Below are 19,607 nucleotides of genomic sequence, written 5' to 3'. Positions count from 1 at the left end.
AATTTTGTGCAAGATAGAACAGTAGTAATGATCAATGGTCAAACTCAATTATCAATTTTCAAGGATACCCATCAAAGACCTTTGTCCATTGCTCATTGTCCATTGTAAATTGGTCATTGTCCATTGATAATTGGTTATTGATCAGTCCATTATCCCTTTCCCTACCATAATTTTCGCTACGCATTTTTCAATTCTACTTAGTCGGGTGGCTGCTTGCTTGGCTCCGGTGAAATGGATCAGGTATCCACGCTGCCTGCCGGGGGTGAGGGTGAAAAATGCTTTTTCAAGACCTTCATGCTCTTCAAATTTTTGGGTAAGTTCTTCGGGTATTTCCATTCCACCCCGTATCGGAACTTCCGATTTTTTACCGGATTTTTCGATTTCTATCGCTTCTTGGATATACTGAGGGAGGAGTGCTTCCACCTTTTCCAGATCCTCTATTTTCGTAAATCGAATAATCCTTCCCTCATGGGAATTAGGTCCGGGAAGCTCAAGAATACCTTCCGGGTCTTTCATCAGACTTCCTTTGATAAAACTCATCACGCAGGAATCGTTGAAGACACCCAGTAGGATTACATTTTTTCCTGAAAGGGTGTATACGGGCACTCCCCACTTACGATCTTCTGCCAGGTTGGACCTTAGGAGGTGCTGCCTTAGCTTTTCCAGAATCGCAGTCCATCGGTGGACCTTGCAGTCTGGGGTGGCTCCTTTGGAACAACGCATGCATCCTTCGAGGAGAAATCGGTCGACTTGGGGATTGGTTGGGTTCATTATTCGAAATTCGATGTTTAATCTTCTGAGTTAAAAAGTTAAGGGTTAATGATCAACTAGTTAAAGGTTTAGTCTTACTTTCTTCATTATTCGATGTTCGACATTCGAAATTTAATAATGTCGAATATCGAACGCCGAATGTTGAATATCGAAGTTCGCGATAGGGGAGCTGCATGTCAGCCTGAGCACTGGAGCTACGAGAGTAGCGTATATCGAAAGCGTTTGGCTTCGACGCCGCTCAGCCTGACACCTCCTCCCTAAACTCCAAAATATCCCCCGGCTGACAATCCAAAGCTTTGCAGATGGATTCCAGCGTGCTAAACCTCATCGCTTTTGCTTTTCCAGTCTTCAGGATAGATAGATTGGAAAGCGTGATGTCCACCTTCTCGGAGAGTTCATTGAGGGACATTTTCCGCTTGGCCATCATGACATCTAAATTGACTATTATGGGCATGATTTAGATGGTTAAGGATTGTTCCTCTTTTAGTTTTATACCTTCAGAAAAGGCCTGGATGATTAATAATAAAAAAAGAGAAGCGATTAGGTACGTCCAATTGAAGTCCAAGGCAGAGTCAATATTGATTGGAAATTCGCTAAAGCTATTGTTTAATCTTTTAAAGACTAGCCATTGAGCTGCATAGTCGATTAGGCTGAATCCAATAGCGAGATAAGCTATGATTCTGATATAGGTGACATTAGCTTTGACAAAGAACATTCCTTTATCGCAGTTTTGCAGAAATCTGATTGTTATAAAAAATGCTAATACTATAGTTAATACTGCCAAAAAGATGTAAATCTTTCCAATTGTTAGTGCTGCCTTGATACTTGAATAGGGAATTGAAAAATACCAATAACTGTCTGCGTCTGGTATTTTATAAAGATTACCTGCTACCAAAACCGGATAATCTTCATCCCTCTCCGAGACGCCGACTAATTCTGAATCAGTTAGGAATTTCTTCTGAATTTTTAAAAAATAGCTGTCTACCAATAATTCACCTTCTTTGATTCGAAAATAGTATTCTACATTTAGGTTCATAGGTAGTTCAAACTTACTCGTTGTACTTTTAGAAACTACACCTTCTAGATTTTGGCTCTCGTCTTCTTGTGAAGGGAATCCCGTTCGAGAAAAAAATGCGCCTAAAATGCCTAAGGCAATGATTGTTAAACCAAAACTGAGGTAAGTAATCCAAAGCAATATCTTTGTAGTTTTCATCATTATTATTTTATAAATGCAGCGATTGATTAGACTGTTAGATCATTCTCAGACTGTATCTCCAAACCTTTTTTGAAAACCTGAGCGATCACAAAAATGACTGCAGCCATCATCAGAAATGCAGCATAATCATTCCAATATTCCCAGGTGTTTTCTACAGGATAGCCCTGTTTAGCCAATTCCTTATTAATTCCATTTGCGATCGCCCCTAGGATACCGATAGCAAAAATGTAGAGGCTGATCTTGGAAATCAGGTTGGAAATCTCCTCACTGAAGGGCTTGTGTAAGTTCAAATACTCAAAAATCTTAGTGATTAAATAGAAGGAGTAGGCTTTCAAGGCAGTCAATCCAATGGCTAAGCTGAATAAGAGGCCAAAGAGAAACTCATTTTGAACAAAAAGCTCGGAAAGATCCAAAATCAGGTACAGGTTTTCTACCGGAAACACACGAAACTGCATGAAAGCATAGTTGAACATCAAAGCCCCTGCTTGATAGCACAGTGCGATAAAGATGATCCAAGTAATGACATGGAGGAAATTGAGGACGAGTTTGGTTTTAGGAGACATGGGCAGGAAGATTATACCGTCAATTCACTTTCAGCTTGCAATTCTACTCCTCTCTTGAAGACTTGGCTGATTGCCACCAGTATGGCTGCCATCAGGAGATACTCTGATCCACCGCCCATCAGGCTGTAAATTTGGTCCAGATCGTATTCTCTTTTTTCCATCCACCTAAACCAAGCAGTAGCGAAAATAATCCCAACCCCTACTTGGAATGCAGTAAAGCTGATTGCTGAGATTAGTTTGGAGATCTCTTGGCTGAATGGATGCACCAAATTGATTTTGAGAAAAATCCGGATCATCAGGTAAAAAAGATAGATTTCCATACCTAGGATATATAAAACCGCAGAAATCACCCCACAATAGTACCAAGTGTTTTGCTCACGCAATGCAGAGAGATTGAGTCCTTCGAAGAGATCCTGGGATACAATTGGATTAAATAAGCTGTAGATAAACGTGAATAATAGCGCGCCTGCCTGGATGCAGAGACCAATAAAGATTGCCCAGATGACTATAGTAATCAGCATGAGTGCGGGTTGATTTACCCATTTTTCTTTCCAATGAGATTTCAAAATATTCATAGTGTTTGAATTTGATGTCTCAAACCTCGGTAAATATTTATTGAAAAACAATAAAAAAGTATTGAAAAAAAATATTTGAATTTTTTTCTTTCCCTGAAATTGGACTGTCTAGCAACTTGGGTAACCCAAAGTCATTTATTCCAAATGGAAGAAGTCTTTAATCGGTATTGAAAAAATGTGTTTCTGGGTTCTTTCCAAACCCTCGAATTCCAAAAAATCAATCTTCCGCAAAATCTCAGCGGTACTTCCGCTTCCCTAGGAAGGGGCGGAAATCCATCCCTCGATGTCAAACCAATCGCTGAACATCAGCAGATGCGCCATACCCTGATTGTCATCTGGATCAGTGCCTCCGATGTCGGTGCTGATGAGGATGCGGGGTTTGTAAGGATAATATTGCTGGGTGGACCCAATCAAGGGAACAATTAGAATTTAAAGAAAACCTATGGCTTGAAAAATCACATTCAATTAGTATAAGCATGAATTAAGCCTTTAAATTAATAATGTCCATCCTGCAGGCTGTGGGTTTGAATGGCAAAGGCGCCACTCCTATCCCAGAATTATAATTATCAGCTTACTTCTGATAAAATACCGCCAAGCCATCTTTCCCTGCAACCGCGATATCGATTTTGCCATCTCCATTTAAATCTCCCGTGGAAAAATAGAGACCTGTTCCCTTACCCTCTCCAAAAGGTCCATAGCTGATGACATTTTTCACAAAGGATTCTCCGTCCCACTCGAAATAATATAATCCGATTTCATCATTCCCTCCGGGGTCTTTGCCGTTGTGTGCACGGTAGCGCTTGCCTGTGATCAGTTCATTTTTGCCATCTCCGTCGAGGTCTATCCACTCCAGCACATGGTATTGGGCTTGGTAGGGGTCGATATTGTGCTTCAAAAAAGTGATTTTACCATCGACATCGCGATGCTGCTCCATCCAAAAGAGACCATAACCATGACCATTACCGACAATGAGGTCATTCATTTCGTCCCCGTTCAAATCTGTGACGATAATCGGAATACTCACGTCGCCCAATTCGAACGTCGGGTGAAAAATCCACTCTCCATAGCGCAAATCCGGTGGTGCCTCGTACCAGCCAAAGGAACTGATCAAGTCACCCCAGCCATCGCCATTGATATCCCCAAAGCCCAAACCATGACCTTGGGTTTCAAAAACCTCATACTTTTCAAATTGATTTGGGGCTACCCATTTGTAGAAAGCCAAGGGTTTTCTCGGGTTATTGGGGACGATTTCCAAGGTTCCATCTCCATCGATGTCCCAGGCTCGGATGGTTTCGATATTGCCTGTTTCGGCGATGCTATGCGAAGTCCATTCCTTGCCATTTCCCGGATTTTCTTTCCAAATAAGCTGTCCTTCAAACCAACCCCCAGTGATGAAATCCATTTTTCCATCTCCATTCACATCCATGGGGATAGTTGCAAAATCCTCAAAATACTCCCCATAACGCTTCACTTGACCGATCAAAAACCTATCGAGGAATTTGGGTCCTTTGTACCAATAGCTGCCTGAGACCAAATCCGGGATTCCGTCTTTGTCTACATCCATGATTCCCACCGATTCATAGCTTTCGTAGGCAATTAGCTGCTTTTCGAAGTTGATGTTTTTCGATTGAGAAAAGGAAATCGCAGGAAAGGCAAATGCTAGGAAAAAAAGGGGGAATTTCATTTGGATTCTTTAATTACGAAGTACGATTTACGAATTACGAGGTCGAAATGAACCTCAATCATGTGAACAAGGAGTAAGCTTTTTTTAAGCTGATTACGCTGCAAACAAATGACCTAACATCCAAATCTGAACGGTGAACATGAGTTTTCCTTGCGCTCCCTTACCATTAACTTAATAACCAATAACTTTTTAATATCGAACATCGAATGATGAAGTTTCCGTAAAATCCGACATCGTCACTTCTCCATCGGATGCGCCTTCAATAATTCCTCAGGACTCCAGAAACCGGTTTTGTCTTTTACCTCTTCTCGCACTTGTCTGACCAATTCAGGAGAAATGGGACTTGCCTGGTTGCCAAATGAATTTCTAACATAAGTCAGGACGGCAGCAATTTCGGAATCGTTGAGCATTCCTTCGTAAGGAGTCATTGGAACCTGTCCGGGATATTCACGTCCGGCTACTTCGATTGGCCCCATGATTCCTTTCAGCACAATTTTGATCAGCCGCTCTGGACTTCCAGTCACCCAGGGAGTTCCTCGAAGTGGAGGGAATTGGGAAGCAGTCAATCCTCCCCCGTCTGCCTGATGACACGTGCTACAGAATCCTTCCCGTGCATAAATTTCCTTACCCAAGACAAAAAGCTCCCGGTCCGAACCGGTGAGTGATGATTTGATGTCCTCTTCTTTTTTCTGCGTGACAGATAGTCCATTCAAGTGGGCAACTGCAGTTTCCAGAGTTCCAGGGAGCCATGTCTTGTCCATAGGCTGCTTTTCAGCTTCGGCTAAAATAGGAAGTCCGATTTCTCTTGGTAGCCAGGACGCAGCAGCAATGGCTTCCATTCGTACTCTTCCATGAGGATCTTTGGCAGCGGCCATCAGTAAGTCTGACTGATCGGTGACTTGATGGCCGGTATAGCGTAATACACGCGTGGCGGCCGCTCGAACGCGATAATCAGCGGATTTTAAAAGTTCTTTGAGTAGAGATTGATTGACCTGATTGGCTCCCCAGGTTACCCAAAGTGCTTCTAATCGGTGATGCTCGTAGTTTGGGTCATTCTTATCTAAGGTAGAAATCCAATTTTCTACCGCTGCGGTTACTTCTTTGCTATCACGACCTCTCAGTTCCCGACGTGTTCTGTATCTGCTCCGGTACTCGGGGAGCTTCAGGTTTTCCAATAATTCTGTGATGCCAGCTCCATCTATTTTGGCAGGCGTGACCAAAGGTCGAGAAGGGTAGGTCACTCGATACACTCTACCGTGCACATGATCACGAAGTGGATCTCGGGCATTGTGCTGCATGTGGCCGATGAGAATGTTGTGCCAATCCACGATATATAGTGATCCATCCGGCGCAATCTCCATGTCTACCGGGCGGAAGTTTCTGTCTGTAGATACGACCAGATCCTGTCTCCATTTGGTAACAAAACCCACAGTGTCCTCTATCACTTGGTGTTGCTTGGTTCCCAGAAATCCGATGGTATTGTTGATGATCAGATCTCCCTGAACATCTCCAGGGAAATGACGGCTGGAGATGAATTCCAAACCAGAAGTTGGACGCACCATATGGGCTTTTTCAATCAGGTTTGGACCTTTGAAATTCCCATTTCCATAGCGTGGAAGGGTAGATCCGGGAAGCATCCAGTTTACATTTGGACCGGACGTTTCAGCATAGAAATTTTGTCCCCAATCGTCAAAGGCAATGCCCCAAGGGTTGGGAATATTCACTTGGTTCACCCGCTCCAGCTTGTGACGCTTGGGTTCGAAGCGGTAAAAGCCTCCGTTCGAAGCTCTGACCGGACCATAGGAAGTTTCCACATTGGTGTGCAAAAATACTCCCTCAGCCATATAGATGGCACCGGATTCGTCAGTAGTGAATGCCGAAATAGCATGGTGTGTGTCATGATCATCAAATCCACTGAGCAGGATTTCCTTTCGGTCCGCTCTATCATCGCCATTGTCATCGATCAATAAAACCAAGTTGTTTCCTTGGGAGACATATACTCCTTCAGGGGCGATTTCAAATCCTACCGGGATATGAAGATTATCCGAAAATGTGGTCTGTTTGTCTGCCTTTCCATCATTATCTGTATCCTCTAGAATAATCAGCTTGTCCTGTGGCCGTGGATCTCCGGGCTTGTAGTGCGGATAGCTCGGCATAGTAGCTACCCATAGTCGTCCTTTGTTGTCAAAAGAAAGTTGTACTGGATTGGCTAAGTCAGGAAACTGATCTTCTGAGGCAAAAAGCTCAATTTTGTATCCATCAGGTACCTTGATCGTTTTCAATGCCTCTTCATTATACTTGTATTCCAGGCTGCCGTTTGCTTGCGGATTGTAGTTGGTCTCTACCTCTGGCAAGGCTCTCGTTTTCGCGTCAGCTGCCATCAGATCTTTGATTTTTCCAGTGGTGGCTTCCCAGATTGCTGTATCCCTGATCGCAGTCATCTGGCGGATTTTTTCCAGTTCAAAAGGATAATTATCCGGCCCGAAAGGATCATATCTCCGACCAAAAACATGGACTCCATTTGGGATTTTATAATCGTTGGTCCAAAGCCAGTTTTTTTCCATGACAGCTTGGTGAATCAGGTCGTAATTGCCTGCTGCTTTTCTCGACTCTTCCCCAAAAAGTTTATCAGCCAAAAGAACGGCAAGTTTGGAGTAGCCTGCCTCATTCAGTTGAGATCCATCAATGGTCAGTGGCTCATCAGATTGCTCATACCAGCGCTGGCTTTCTGTAAATGCATCCACAAATACAAGTTCATGCTTTGCTGCGGTTTCCCTGATTGCGTCTGTGTAGCGTTTAAGGTTCTCATTTTCTTTTTTTCCGTTGGGAACATCTTTGATAGCGGTGATGTCTTCAAAGGCGATTGGGGAAACTAGGGCGATTTGTGGAGCAGACTTACCGTTGTATTGTTGGCTTTTGCTATGTCGAATCCAGGCATCTAGTTCAGCTTTGAAATTTTCCAGACCTTCGGGTCCTTGGAAGGACTCATTGAATCCAAAAAATCCAATGACGATGTCTGCTTGCAGTCTACTGAGCCATTGATCGGGTTTTTCGAGAAATCCTTCACTTCCTGACTTGGTGGCGTATTCGGTCTGAAATTCCTCCGCGCCTGGGAATGCCCAAGGATCGTTGGTGCCGGATCTGGGGCGAAATCCAGGGGTGTCTCCAGGGTCACTGAGATTTCGGATAAATAGCGTACTATCCGGGTAGCGGAGGTGCAATTCTGTCTCGAACAATCCGTAGTCCATCATCCTCGAGCCAAGGTTATTTCCGACTAAGGTTATGTGAGCGTTTTTTCTTAGCTCAAGCGTTTTTTCTTTGGTACAGGCTGAAAATATGAACAGCGAAACAATAAAAAATGAGAGATAATGGCGAGTTTGGAATAGGGTCATAGGATGGGTTGCATTTTGGAATAAGTATAGGGAGAAAGCAGGAGTAATTCAATACTTGTATATATTCTATGGGACTGTTTAATTAAATATGACAATTTTATATTGAATTTTATTTCATTACAAAACACTATCCTGTAGTATCCTTTTTTTTAATTGTTTTACACGAATGGGGTATTTAACCATTTTAATAACGTGTGATTTTCTACAGGACTATCCTGCTCTATCCTGCAATAAATGCCTGATTTAGAGAACTTTTTACAGGATTGGGCAGGATAGGGTCTTTTATGAATATGGTGTAATTGGATGGAATTATTTTCAATACAATAAAACCCGTCTTATGAATAACTACTATCTATCTAAAATGAAAATTCGGCTTTTCGGATTTTTGTTGCTTATGTTTTGCATAAGCGTAACGAGTTATGGGCAGTCCCAATCTGTCCAGGGTGTGGTCACATCCGAAGGTGAGCCTATACCGGGAGCACTGGTATTGGTGAAAGGCACCCAGCGCGGTACAGTCACTGATATTGATGGGTCTTTTTCCATAGAAGCAGCAGCCGGTGAAACGTTGGTTGTAAGTTTTGTGGGCTATACCACCACCGAAGTTGCCGTGGTAGGAGGCAAGACTACCTACGATATAACTTTGGCTCTATCTACTTCTGATCTTTCTGAAGTGGTGGTGGTGGGCTATGGTAGTCAGATCAAAAAAGAAGTAACAGGATCTATCCAATCAGTGAATGGAAAAGAATTGGCTGACCTGCCTGTTTCGTCAGTGGCACAAAAGCTTCAAGGTAGACTCGCTGGAGTTCAGATCAATCAGACTACTGGCCGTCCGGGTCAGGGGATGAATGTGCGGATCCGAGGTCAACTGTCTGTTTCCGGTGGTAGCCAGCCACTTTACGTGGTGGATGGATTCCCCATTACTGGCGATATCAACTCCATCAACCCAGACGAAATTGAAGATATATCAGTTCTAAAAGATGCTGCATCGACTTCACTTTATGGATCTCGAGCTGCAAATGGAGTTGTGTTGATTACTACTAAGAAAGGTAAGGCGGGAGTGACAAATGTGAACCTCAATGTATTTACAGGTTTTCAACAAGTGCCTGAGCAGGGAAGGTTGGAAATGATGAATGCTGAGGAATTTGCGCAGTTTAAGAAAGAGTACTATGAAGATGCCGGTCAGGTCGTGCCTGAGGTATTTCAGAATCCCGCTCAGTACAGAGGTGAAACCAATGATTGGTATGGAGCCATGCTGGAGACTGCACCGATTACCAGCTATAACTTAACAGTTACTTCAAACAAGGAAAAAGTCAATACGGCAGTGATTGCCGGGGTGTTTGATCAGAAAGGTGTCGTTAGAAATACAGATTACCAGCGATTCTCCCTTAGAATGAATACCGATTATGCGGTTTCCGACAAAGTAAACATTGGGGTCAATGTGGCACCAAACTATGTGAAAGACAATACCCCCCGAACCGATGGTTCTAGAGGTACTGGGATTTTGTTCAATGCACTGCATACTTGGCCGGTGATGCCCATCTATGATGAGGACGGAGAGTTGACGTTTTTCAACCGCTTTCCTGCAAATACAGGTAATATCTTTGCCTATCCAAACTGGCTGAGATCGGCGGATGAAATTATCAATGAGACTCTGGTAGTCAGTGTTTTGGCAAATACTTATGCGGAATGGAAGCCAATTAAGGGTTTATCGGTAAAGTCTACATTTAATGCCGAAATCCGGAATTCACGATTTTTCTCTTTCAATCCATCCACAGCGACTTCATCCATCAACGTTGCAATTCCTACAGTAGCAGCTTCAATTCGGGATGATAACGAAGATTTTTCATGGTTGAATGAAAATATTGTGACCTACGATAAAGGATTTGGGGATCATAACTTCCAAATATTGGGAGGATTTTCCAATCAGCAATTCAGAAGAGACCGGACTAGAGTTCAGGCCGACACTTACGCTGACGATCGACTCCCTACTATCCAGGGCGCACTTAATATCAACCGTGGTGGTACCATAAGTGGGGTGGAAGAATGGACTTTGACTTCTGTGTTTTCCCGATTGACTTACAATTACAAAGGGAAATACCTCTTTACTGCTTCTGTCAGAGGTGATGGATCATCCAGATTTGGTGCAGATAATAGATGGGGTGTCTTTCCTTCTGCCTCAGCAGGATGGGTCCTGTCCGATGAAGGATTCCTGTCAGACAATTCCGCGATTTCATTTACCAAAATAAGAGCCAGCTACGGGATAACCGGTAACAACAACATCGGTAACTATACCTCTTACGCGTTGGTTAACAATACGATAAATGCAGCTTTTGGAAATACCCTAGTGCCGGGAGCAGGTGTTACCTCACTTCAAAACAATAACTTGGGCTGGGAGACAACAGCTCAGTTTGATATTGGGTTGGACTTGGGGCTTTGGGATGATCGTGTCTCACTTGTCTATGATTTTTACACCAAAAACACCACAAACCTACTCTACGCAGTTCAGATTCCACAGGAATCGGGCTTTACTAATTTCAATGACAACATTGGAGAGATAAAGTTTTGGGGTCATGAATTTGCCGTCAATGCAATAGCTGTGAATACCGCAAACTTCCGTTGGAACATCAATGCCAACATTTCATTCAATAGAAATGAGGTGCTCGAATTGGCAGATGGAATTGACAGAGTCTATGGTCAGTTTCATATCACTCAAGTCGGTCAGCCTTTCGGTCAGTTTTATGGGTTGAATAAATTAGGAAATTATGCCAATGCCGAGGATTTAGCCAATTCTCCAAAGATTCCAGGAAGGTCTACTGTTGGAAGTATCAAATTGGAAGATGTGAATGGGGATGGGGTGATCACTTTTGGAGGAGATAACGATGATCGAACAATTATCGGTAATCCTTTCCCCGATTTTGTATACGGAATTGTCAATAATTTCACCTTTAAAAATTGGGACGCAAGTATCACCGCTTCGGGCTCAGAGGGAAATGAACTTTACATGCGGCATCTCTTCAGTACAGCAAATTTGGATGGAGTATTCAACATGGTCAGAAGAGCTAAAGACCGATTCAGATCTCCAGAGAATCCGGGTGAAGGTATTTTTGGCACCACCGTGGGTGGAGGTAATGTCACTGGGGTAGAGCGCGATTGGCCAAACAGTAATTTTGTGTGGGATGCCTCCTACTTTACCATTCGAAATATAACCATTGGTTATACCTTCAAAAAACTCCCTAAATCAGTAAAGTCTGCCCGAATTTATGCTTCTGGACAAAATCTTTGGGTATTCACCCCCTATTGGGGAGGATCCAATCCTGAAGTGAGTATGCAGGATAATGGACAGGGTGATGGAGGAAACTTAAGCCCTGGTATCGACCTGGCAGGATATCCAGTTCCACGCACGATCACTTTCGGTGTGAATGTGAACTTTTAATCTCCTGATACCAGACAGTTTACTTTAACTTCAAAAGACATCAACATGAAAAAATATATCATAGGATTACTTTCGGCCAGTTTATTCCTGACCAGCTGTGAAGACTTTCTGACTGTAGTGCCTGAGACGCAATTGAGCTCAGCCACCTTCTTTAAAAATCAGAATGACTTTGAGCAGGCTGTCAATGCGGCCTATGCCCCTTTGCGGACGATTACCAACGACCGCTCTTGGCTATTGTCAGAGATGCATTCTGACAACACCTACTATGCGCGAAATGTGCTCTTCGGGGCAGTAGACAACCAGGAGGATTTGGCGGATTTTTCCGTGCCAGAGTCAAACGGGACTACTGCAAACGTCCACGTACTGAATCAATGGCGTCAGGATTACCTGATCATTGCCAGGACGAATCAAATTTTGGCTCTGATCGATGACGTCGATTTTGATGCGACCGTCAAGGGTAATTTGAAAGGTCAGGCCCTATTTCTTAGAGCCTATGCCTACTTTGAACTCGCCCGTTATTTCGGAAGTGTTCCTCTTCACCTAAAGCCGGTCGCAGTGAGAGCGGAGGCTGCCTTGGAATTATCTCCAGAGGCTGAAGTCTATGCTCAAATTGAATCTGATCTTGTGGCTGCGATTCCACTCCTACTGGATAAGGCGACACAACAGCCTGGACGTGTCACTTCCGGAGCTGCGCGTACTCTATTGGCAAATGTGTATATCAATCAAAAAAAATGGTCTGAAGCTGAGCAAGTGCTAGCGCCGATAATTTCAGGCGGGCAGTATATGCTGATGCCTTCCTATGACATGGCCTTCTCAGAAAACGTGGCAAATAAAAACAATGCGGAATCTGTGTTTGAGGTTCAGTTTATTGAAGGAGCCGCAGGCCTACAGGGCAATTTTATGTACCAATTCATGCCAAGACCAATATCAGCAGCCGAACTTCAGCCCATTATGGGTACCAGCAATCCTCAGCCGATTGATGGTGAAGGAAATAATATTCCTACTCCGGATATCATCGAGGCTTATGAAGAAGGCGATCTGCGAGAAGACGTATCCATTGGGTATGTCTTTCTGTCCGGAGCTTTCCAAGACCCAAAAACTTTACCGTATATCAAGAAGTTTGAAAGTCCACATTCCCAACACAACAATCACGGGATGAACTTTCCGATCTACAGGTATGCTGAAGTTTTGTTGTTCATGGCCGAGGTATTAAATGAGCAGGGAAAAACAGCAGAGGCTATTCCACTTCTCAATCAAGTCAGAAGCAGAGCAGGATTGGCTGCAACGACGGCATCTGGTCAAGCTGATGTTCGAGAAGCGATTTTCAAAGAAAGAAGGGTAGAATTAGCCTTTGAAAACAAACGATGGTTTGATATTCAGCGAACAGACCGCATCCAGGAAATCATAGTACCTTTTGGACAGCGGGTAGTAGCTAACCCCAGAGCTTATTATTATCCGCCTATTGCAGGAGCGGTACCTAGAAACAACGTTTTTACAAATCTCAATAAGTTCTATGCTTATCCAGCAGCTGAATCTGATTTGAGTCCTTATTTCTAAGTTGGTTTTCTTCAATTCAAATAGCCCGACAACCGGTAAGATTTCCAAAGTCTGAAAGTTGTTGGGTTATTTTCTTCCTACCCCGAGATGGCAGGACAGTTTATTACTTGACAGAAAGTAAATAGCCTTCATGAATGGTTTTCTCCCGTAGAAAATAATCCTGAACTTGAATTGTAAGAAATTTCCGTAACCTGAAATCCAATAATCCCAAAAAATATGTTCCACAAAAGCACACTTAATTACCTTTTCCTAGTTGTCGGGGTAGTGGCAATTTCTTTTGCCTGCTCTAAAAAGGAAGAAACAGGCCGGCAGCTTACCGGCAATCCTAAAATAGATAAACTCAAGCTTCCCGACGGTTTCGTAGCGGAATTGATCTATAGTCCCGGAGTCAATGATCAAGGCTCTTGGGTAGCGATGACCTTCGATGACAAAGGGCGGATGATTACCTCCGATCAATACGGCTTCTTGTATCGCTTGGAGCTGCCACCAGTCGGTTCGGACAGCTCCGTCAAGCCAAAAGTGGAAAAACTTATTGTCGGAAATGTGGCAGAGCCCCAGGTGGGAATGGGCTATGCTCAAGGCTTACTTTACGCCTTTAACTCCCTCTATGTGATGGTCAATCACAACCCCAATGAGACTTTTAGCCAGCCCACGGGACTTTATCGAATTCAGGATCTAGACGGGGACGATCAGTTTGAGACAGTGACCCAGATCCGTGAATTGAAGGGACAGCAGGGTGAGCATGGTCCTCACAGTATGAAAGTGACGCCTGATGGCAAAGGCATTTACCTGATTGCCGGAAACCATGTGGATGTACCTGAAATGAATGCATACCGACTTCCGAATGTCTGGCAGGAGGACAATCTGTTTCCCCTGATCAAGGATCCAAGAGGACATGCCAATAGCAGAATGGCTCCAGGTGGGTGGATTGCCAGAATCGACCCTGAGGGAAAAGATTGGGAATTGATCGGAGCAGGTTTTAGAAACGCATTTGATTTCGATTACAATGAAGTGGGTGACATCTTTGCCTATGACGCAGATATGGAGTGGGATTTTGGCATGCCTTGGTATCGGCCTACTCGAATCAACCATGTGACCAGTGGATCGGAATTTGGATGGAGAACCGGAAACTCCAAGTGGTCTCCAAACTACCCTGACAATCTGCCTGCAGTGCTAAATATCGGACAGGGGTCTCCCACCAATGCCATGTTTGGCTTTGGCGCCAATTTCCCAAGTAAATACAAGAAAGCACTATATGCTTTTGACTGGAGTTTCGGCATCATCTATGCCATTCACCTCACTCCCAATGGTGCTACATACGATGCTACCGCTGAGGAATTTATTTCAGGTTCGCCGCTTCCATTGACGGATGGAATCATTGGTCCTGATGGCGCTTTTTATTTTGCTACTGGGGGTAGAAGACTGGACTCAGATCTATATCGTGTGACTTATACGGGTGAGTTGGATACCTATTCGCCTCTGACCGAAGCGGATCTGCCTCAGGAGGCAAAAACGAGAAGAGACTTAGAGCAATATCATAAAGCGGGTGCACCGGCAGATGGCTTGGACAAAGCATGGGCACAATTGGGACACGAGGATCGCTATGTCCAATATGCAGCAAGGATCGTTCTGGAGCATCAGCCGGTATCCTCTTGGAAGGATAAGGCGCTCGCTGAGTCAGATCCTACCAAGAAGATTCAGGCAATCTTGGCTATGGCTCACCACGCGACCGATGCGGATGCAGCACCAATGCTGAACAGTCTGATGCAAATCGATTACAATGGACTAAGCGCAAAGGATAAACAAGATTTGCTGAGGACCATTGAGGTTATTCTATATCGCTATGATGCTGGATCTCAATCTGTCAAGTCACAATTGATTGCGTACTTAGATCCTCACTTTCCGGCCAATGACAACCACCTAGACCGATCTCTGAGTATCCTAATGACGCATCTGGATGCTCCAAATGCCGTAGAAAAAACTTTGGCACTGTTGAAAAATGCGAAGGATGATCCTGACTACCAAAAGACTTTCACAGCATCTTCAGACCTGATCTTCAGAAATCCTCAGTACGGTATGGATATCGCCAATATGTTGGCTAATGTTCCTCCAGCTCAGGCAACCTTTTATGCCACAGTCTTGGGCGGTGCAGATAAAGGCTGGACTGAGGCCCAGCGAGACGAGTATTTCTCCTGGATAAATAATGCGCTTACTGCCTATAAAGGTGGTAGAAGCTATGTAGGCTTCATTGATAGGGCTCGAAAAATGGCTTTAGCAAGTGTAGATAAAGCTGATTTTGAAAAGTATGATGAGATGTCTGGAGGTAAGCTCTTGACAGAAAGCGGTAATGATATCGTCAATACCGGAGTGCAGCCAGAGGGGCCTGGCAGAAGATGGACAGTCGAAGAAGCTGAGCCCCTTGTGGCCAATCTTTCAGGTAGAGATTTGGTAAAAGGCAAAGCCATGTATGCTGCCGTGCTATGTCAATCTTGTCACACCATGCAAGGTGAGGGCGGAGCCATTGGTCCTGACCTGACTCAACTCGGAACCAGATTTTCTCCTAAGGATATTCTCGTAGCTACGATCAATCCAAGTGAGACGATTTCAGATCAATACCATGCTACTGTTTTGGAGTTGAAAGAAGGTGGTTCCGTCGTGGGCAAATTGAATGACGAAGATGAGGCTAACTATTACCTTTCTCAAAATCCATTCGCTCCCAACGACATCAAAACCATTCCAAAGAGCACCGTTGTGCTGAAGAAAAACGCCGAAGTTTCCATCATGATGCCCGGTTTGATCAATAGATTGAATGAAGAGGAGCTCAAAGATCTGATGGCTTACTTAGTTTCTGGGGGTAACGCAGATCATGCTGTTTACAAACAACCAACTGCACAAAGATGATCCGCCCTACTTCCTATAGACTAAAAATGTTCTTCATCCTAGCGGCAATTATTTCTGTCGGGTGTATCTCTTCAACGATCGAACAGGCTGATTTTGAGCCGATTTTTGATGGAAAGTCGCTGGATGGCTGGGAATATGACCCGGTATATTGGTCAGTGAAAGATGGAGCTATAGTCGGTGAAATCACCCCGGAAACTGTGCTGAAAGCCAATACATTTATCATCTGGAAAGGTGGAGAACTGGCGGATTTTGAACTGAAACTGGACTATTGGATCTCCGAAACTGGGAATTCAGGAGTGCAATATCGCAGCGATCGATTCACAGAGGTGCCTTTTGCTCTTCGCGGCTACCAGGCTGATATTGATGGTGCTAATCGATACACCGGACAAAATTACGAGGAGCGAAAGCGAACCACTCTAGCTTATCGAGGCCAAAAGACCCGAATTATGGCTCAGCCTGATTCCATCACTGAGGTGAGGGGATATGTAGAGCGGAATGCCTGGAAAGGGCTCAACCTTGTAGAAGATCTCGGAGATCGAGCCGAGCTCGGTAATCTGATCAAGAAAGGCGAGTGGAATACGATTCACTTGGTGATCAAAGGCAATGTACTCAAGCATTATGTGAATGGCACACTGATGAGCGAGGTACATGATGAGGATCAAAAAAACCGGATGATGAAAGGTCTGATGGGAATGCAGGTTCATGTGGGACCTCCGATGAAAGTAATGTTTAAAAATATTGAACTGAAAAAACTCTAGGAGATTCATTTACAAAGTCAAAGAGGCGCAGCGAAATCTGCGCCTTTTTTAATTCACTTTTTAGCAGCCTATCCTTCAATTTGCTTTTTTATTTTTTGACCAATGGCAAAATTTCCTTTTCCATTTCCGCTATCTTATGCCAAGCTTTCTCCTGTTACCCATATACAGCAGGATAGTCTCGGAAGGCCTTTTTTATAGGTTTAAATCTAGTCCTCTTAGCCCAAAATGAACCTGGAAAACCACAGCACTTGGAAGTATAAACTTTCCAATTCCCAACAAATCGGCGGAATAGAAACCTCGGTTCTCGATAATGGACCAGGCCGTGGTGTCCGAATTGCTTGGGTCAATACCGGTACAGGTCTCCGTTACAAGTTGGTTTTGGATCGTGGGATGGATATTTTGGATGCGTTCTTCAATGAGCATAGTCTTGCTTGGATCTCCCACCTAGGATTGATTGCTCCACAGCCTTTTTCCAATCAGGGGATCGACTGGCTTCGCACCTTTGGTGGAGGTTTGCTTACCACCTGTGGACTTTCCAATGCCGGCCCGCCAAACACGGATGAAAACGGTTCCAGAGGTTTACATGGGAACTATTCCAATCTTCCGGCTGAATTGATTTCGATCAAGCAGCCGGATATTTTCTCAGGAGATTTGAGTTTTGAGATTGTTGCCAAAGTTCGTGAGACGACTACGTTTGGACCAAGTTTGGAGATGCTGAGAAGTATCTCTGGAACACTGGGTTCAGCAGAAATTCGCATCAAAGACACCATCACCAACAGAGGAAATTCTCCTGCACCCCACATGATTTTGTATCATATCAATTGTGGTTGGCCGCTGATTGATGAAGGGACTCGAATTGTTTGGCAAGGTGAGAAAAAGCCCAAAGCCACTGATGCAAATAATACAGATTTCAACCGAAAGCACGAATTTACCCGCTGCGCCCCGCCGATGGATGCGCATTCAGGATTTGGTGAAGATGTGGCTTTTATTGATCCAAAAACTGATTCGGAAAATGTGGTCACCTGTGGATATGCCAATGATCAGCTGGAACTGGCCCTAAAAATTTCCTTTTCAAAAATCCAAATGCCATGGCTGATCAACTGGCAGCATTGGGGGAAAAATGAGTACGTCACCGCTTTAGAGCCGGCAACTCATCCTCCGATTGGTCAGGCTGCGGCAAGAGAGAATGGAACCTTGATTCTGCTTGATCCCGGAGAAAGCAGGACCTATGATTTGAGGTTGGAAGTGCTGACAGGGGAGAAAGCGAAAGGATTTAAAGTTTGAGATTTGAAATTTGAGATTGACGACTTTGAATATTGAACTCTGAACAATTTCTATAATCGAAGGATGGTACACTAATATCTTAATAACCAATAACTAATAACCAAATACTGAATATCGAATGTTGAATATCGAACATCGAAGAAAGGTAACCCAATAACTAATAACCAAACCCACACCATGACCCTAGCAAAAAAAGCCCTTGAACAAGGCGAAGGAATACTGAGATTAACCCCGACTTGGGTGCCTCGATCGTTTTGCGTACCCGGCCGAAGAATCAAACTTCATCCCGACGATTATTATTCCTTTGGAGGAATGCGCGGAGGGATCGACGAGCGTTGGTTTTCATCTACCACACCTGCGGAGAATGGTCCGCTTACTTCCAAAAATGAAGGCTTAAGTCATATCGCTTTCGAAGACGGTGGCAAAACCCATCAGTTTCTCCTAAAAGATGCAATAGATGAATTGGGAGCGCAGATCATCGGTTCGCGACTTTGGAACCAGTACAAGTCATGGCCGATGTACTCTAAATTTTTTGACAACATGGGCCCGCTTCCGCATCACATTCATCCATCCGATGAATTCGGGAAGCTGACCAATCAAAACGGAAAACCTGAAGCCTATTACTTTCCACCCCAAGTGAACAACCATGGAGGCGATTTTCCTTACACTTTCTTTGGCATTGCTCCAGGGACGAGTAAGGAAACCATCTTGGACTGCTTGAGAAACTTCACCAAAGGCGATAATAAAATCACGAACTACAGCCAAGCCTTCCGCCTGCAGCCAGGTACTGGCTGGGATGTTCCTCCGGGAATGCTGCATGCTCCAGGTTCGCTTTGTACCTACGAGCCACAGAAAGCGTCTGACATTTTCGCCATGTATCAGTCATTGGTAAATGAGGCGATAATCCCTGAAGAATTGCTTTGGAATGCTACGCCTAAGGACCGATGGGGTGACTATGACTTGCTGGTGGAAATGATCGATTGGGACCTCAATGTGAATCCCAACCTGATGGATAATCACTACATGGAGCCAAGGCCTGTTTCTTCGGTGAGCGAAATGCATGCCGCTGGGTACCATGAAAACTGGATTTGCTACCGGTCTCATGACTACAGCGCCAAAGAACTGACTGTAATGCCTGGACAGACTGTGATGATCAAAGATGCAGCAGCATATGGCATGATCATGATGCAGGGTTATGGTAAAATGGGCGCTTGGGACATCGAGACACCTGCGTTGATCCGCTTTGGTCAATTGACTCATGATGAGTATTTTGTATCCGAGGATGCAGCTAAAGCTGGGGTGAAGATTACCAACCTTTCTAAAACAGACCCGATCGTGATGCTGAAGCACTTCGGTCCAAGAAATCCTGATTTGGAGATCAAATAGAAAGACTTAAGACGCTAGTTTTTAGACAAAAGACAAAATCTGGCATTCTTCGGTCTCCAATCATCAGTCATTGGACATCCAACAAGT

General features: G+C 44.2%; 14 protein-coding genes. 6 read left to right on the top strand and 8 right to left on the bottom strand.

The annotated features are described in order from the left end of the window. Nucleotides 1-141: 141 nt before the first annotated feature. The 8 genes from DK188_RS19795 to DK188_RS19765 form a co-directional block, all read right to left on the bottom strand. Entirely contained in the window at nt 142-771 is a 630-nt protein-coding gene (locus tag DK188_RS19795; RefSeq protein ID WP_111672587.1) for a YdeI/OmpD-associated family protein, read from the bottom strand. Between the two features lie 238 nt (nt 772-1,009). Then, nucleotides 1,010-1,225, bottom strand: a complete 216-nt coding sequence (locus tag DK188_RS19790; RefSeq protein ID WP_111672586.1) for a helix-turn-helix domain-containing protein — start codon at nt 1,223-1,225, stop codon at nt 1,010-1,012. Nucleotides 1,226-1,228: 3 nt separating this feature from the next. Continuing rightward, nucleotides 1,229-1,984 carry a DUF2975 domain-containing protein gene (locus DK188_RS19785; RefSeq protein ID WP_157963293.1) on the bottom strand — a complete coding sequence of 252 codons (756 nt, stop codon included), beginning with the start codon at nt 1,982-1,984 and terminating at the stop codon, nt 1,229-1,231. Between the two features lie 29 nt (nt 1,985-2,013). Next, the gene (locus tag DK188_RS19780; RefSeq protein ID WP_111672584.1) at nt 2,014-2,550 is read right to left on the bottom strand and encodes a DUF2975 domain-containing protein; all 537 of its coding nucleotides are present in this window, start codon (nt 2,548-2,550) and stop codon (nt 2,014-2,016) included. Nucleotides 2,551-2,561: 11 nt separating this feature from the next. Next, complete coding sequence (locus DK188_RS19775; protein ID WP_111672583.1) at nt 2,562-3,125, bottom strand: DUF2975 domain-containing protein; 564 nt, start codon at nt 3,123-3,125, stop codon at nt 2,562-2,564. A 255-nt stretch (nt 3,126-3,380) separates the two neighbouring features. Then, nucleotides 3,381-3,539 carry a nucleoside hydrolase-like domain-containing protein gene (locus DK188_RS21850; RefSeq protein ID WP_394335858.1) on the bottom strand — a complete coding sequence of 53 codons (159 nt, stop codon included), beginning with the start codon at nt 3,537-3,539 and terminating at the stop codon, nt 3,381-3,383. A gap of 157 nt (nt 3,540-3,696) precedes the next feature. Beyond that, nucleotides 3,697-4,809 carry an FG-GAP repeat domain-containing protein gene (locus tag DK188_RS19770; RefSeq protein ID WP_111672582.1) on the bottom strand — a complete coding sequence of 371 codons (1,113 nt, stop codon included), beginning with the start codon at nt 4,807-4,809 and terminating at the stop codon, nt 3,697-3,699. 236 nt (nt 4,810-5,045) lie between these two features. Continuing rightward, nucleotides 5,046-8,201 (bottom strand): PVC-type heme-binding CxxCH protein, encoded by a 3,156-nt coding sequence (locus tag DK188_RS19765; RefSeq protein ID WP_111672581.1) that lies wholly within the window; start codon nt 8,199-8,201, stop codon nt 5,046-5,048. Between the two features lie 394 nt (nt 8,202-8,595). Between DK188_RS19765 and DK188_RS19760 the strand changes: the two genes are divergently transcribed. The 6 genes from DK188_RS19760 to DK188_RS19735 all read left to right on the top strand — a co-directional run bounded on the left by DK188_RS19760 (nt 8,596) and on the right by DK188_RS19735 (nt 19,520). Then, nucleotides 8,596-11,634 (top strand): SusC/RagA family TonB-linked outer membrane protein, encoded by a 3,039-nt coding sequence (locus DK188_RS19760; RefSeq protein ID WP_232825781.1) that lies wholly within the window; start codon nt 8,596-8,598, stop codon nt 11,632-11,634. Nucleotides 11,635-11,679: 45 nt separating this feature from the next. Beyond that, complete coding sequence (locus DK188_RS19755; RefSeq protein ID WP_111672579.1) at nt 11,680-13,191, top strand: RagB/SusD family nutrient uptake outer membrane protein; 1,512 nt, start codon at nt 11,680-11,682, stop codon at nt 13,189-13,191. A 216-nt stretch (nt 13,192-13,407) separates the two neighbouring features. Then, entirely contained in the window at nt 13,408-16,092 is a 2,685-nt protein-coding gene (locus DK188_RS19750; protein WP_111672578.1) for a c-type cytochrome, read from the top strand. Then, nucleotides 16,089-16,850 carry a 3-keto-disaccharide hydrolase gene (locus DK188_RS19745; RefSeq protein WP_111672577.1) on the top strand — a complete coding sequence of 254 codons (762 nt, stop codon included), beginning with the start codon at nt 16,089-16,091 and terminating at the stop codon, nt 16,848-16,850. Before DK188_RS19750 ends, DK188_RS19745 begins: the two co-directional genes overlap by 4 nt. A gap of 225 nt (nt 16,851-17,075) precedes the next feature. Beyond that, complete coding sequence (locus DK188_RS19740) at nt 17,076-18,134, top strand: aldose 1-epimerase family protein (protein ID WP_111672576.1); 1,059 nt, start codon at nt 17,076-17,078, stop codon at nt 18,132-18,134. A gap of 177 nt (nt 18,135-18,311) precedes the next feature. Next, nucleotides 18,312-19,520 carry a hypothetical protein gene (locus DK188_RS19735; RefSeq protein WP_111672575.1) on the top strand — a complete coding sequence of 403 codons (1,209 nt, stop codon included), beginning with the start codon at nt 18,312-18,314 and terminating at the stop codon, nt 19,518-19,520. Nucleotides 19,521-19,607 lie beyond the last annotated feature (87 nt).

The organism is Algoriphagus litoralis, from assembly GCF_003259255.1.
Taxonomy (GTDB): Bacteria; Bacteroidota; Bacteroidia; order Cytophagales; family Cyclobacteriaceae; genus Algoriphagus; species Algoriphagus litoralis.
The sequence above is the reverse complement of the archived record's forward strand: the minus strand, read 5'-3'. Positions and strand labels throughout refer to the sequence as shown.

Coding starts and splice junctions, on each gene's coding strand:
- DK188_RS19795 (WP_111672587.1), bottom strand. CDS start 771: ATGAACCCAACCAATCCCCAAGTCGACCGATTTCTCCTCGAAGGATGC.
- DK188_RS19790 (WP_111672586.1), bottom strand. CDS start 1,225: ATGCCCATAATAGTCAATTTAGATGTCATGATGGCCAAGCGGAAAATG.
- DK188_RS19785 (WP_157963293.1), bottom strand. CDS start 1,984: ATGAAAACTACAAAGATATTGCTTTGGATTACTTACCTCAGTTTTGGT.
- DK188_RS19780 (WP_111672584.1), bottom strand. CDS start 2,550: ATGTCTCCTAAAACCAAACTCGTCCTCAATTTCCTCCATGTCATTACT.
- DK188_RS19775 (WP_111672583.1), bottom strand. CDS start 3,125: ATGAATATTTTGAAATCTCATTGGAAAGAAAAATGGGTAAATCAACCC.
- DK188_RS19770 (WP_111672582.1), bottom strand. CDS start 4,809: ATGAAATTCCCCCTTTTTTTCCTAGCATTTGCCTTTCCTGCGATTTCC.
- DK188_RS19765 (WP_111672581.1), bottom strand. CDS start 8,201: ATGACCCTATTCCAAACTCGCCATTATCTCTCATTTTTTATTGTTTCG.
- DK188_RS19760 (WP_232825781.1), top strand. CDS start 8,596: ATGTTTTGCATAAGCGTAACGAGTTATGGGCAGTCCCAATCTGTCCAG.
- DK188_RS19755 (WP_111672579.1), top strand. CDS start 11,680: ATGAAAAAATATATCATAGGATTACTTTCGGCCAGTTTATTCCTGACC.
- DK188_RS19750 (WP_111672578.1), top strand. CDS start 13,408: ATGTTCCACAAAAGCACACTTAATTACCTTTTCCTAGTTGTCGGGGTA.
- DK188_RS19745 (WP_111672577.1), top strand. CDS start 16,089: ATGATCCGCCCTACTTCCTATAGACTAAAAATGTTCTTCATCCTAGCG.
- DK188_RS19740 (WP_111672576.1), top strand. CDS start 17,076: ATGAACCTGGAAAACCACAGCACTTGGAAGTATAAACTTTCCAATTCC.
- DK188_RS19735 (WP_111672575.1), top strand. CDS start 18,312: ATGACCCTAGCAAAAAAAGCCCTTGAACAAGGCGAAGGAATACTGAGA.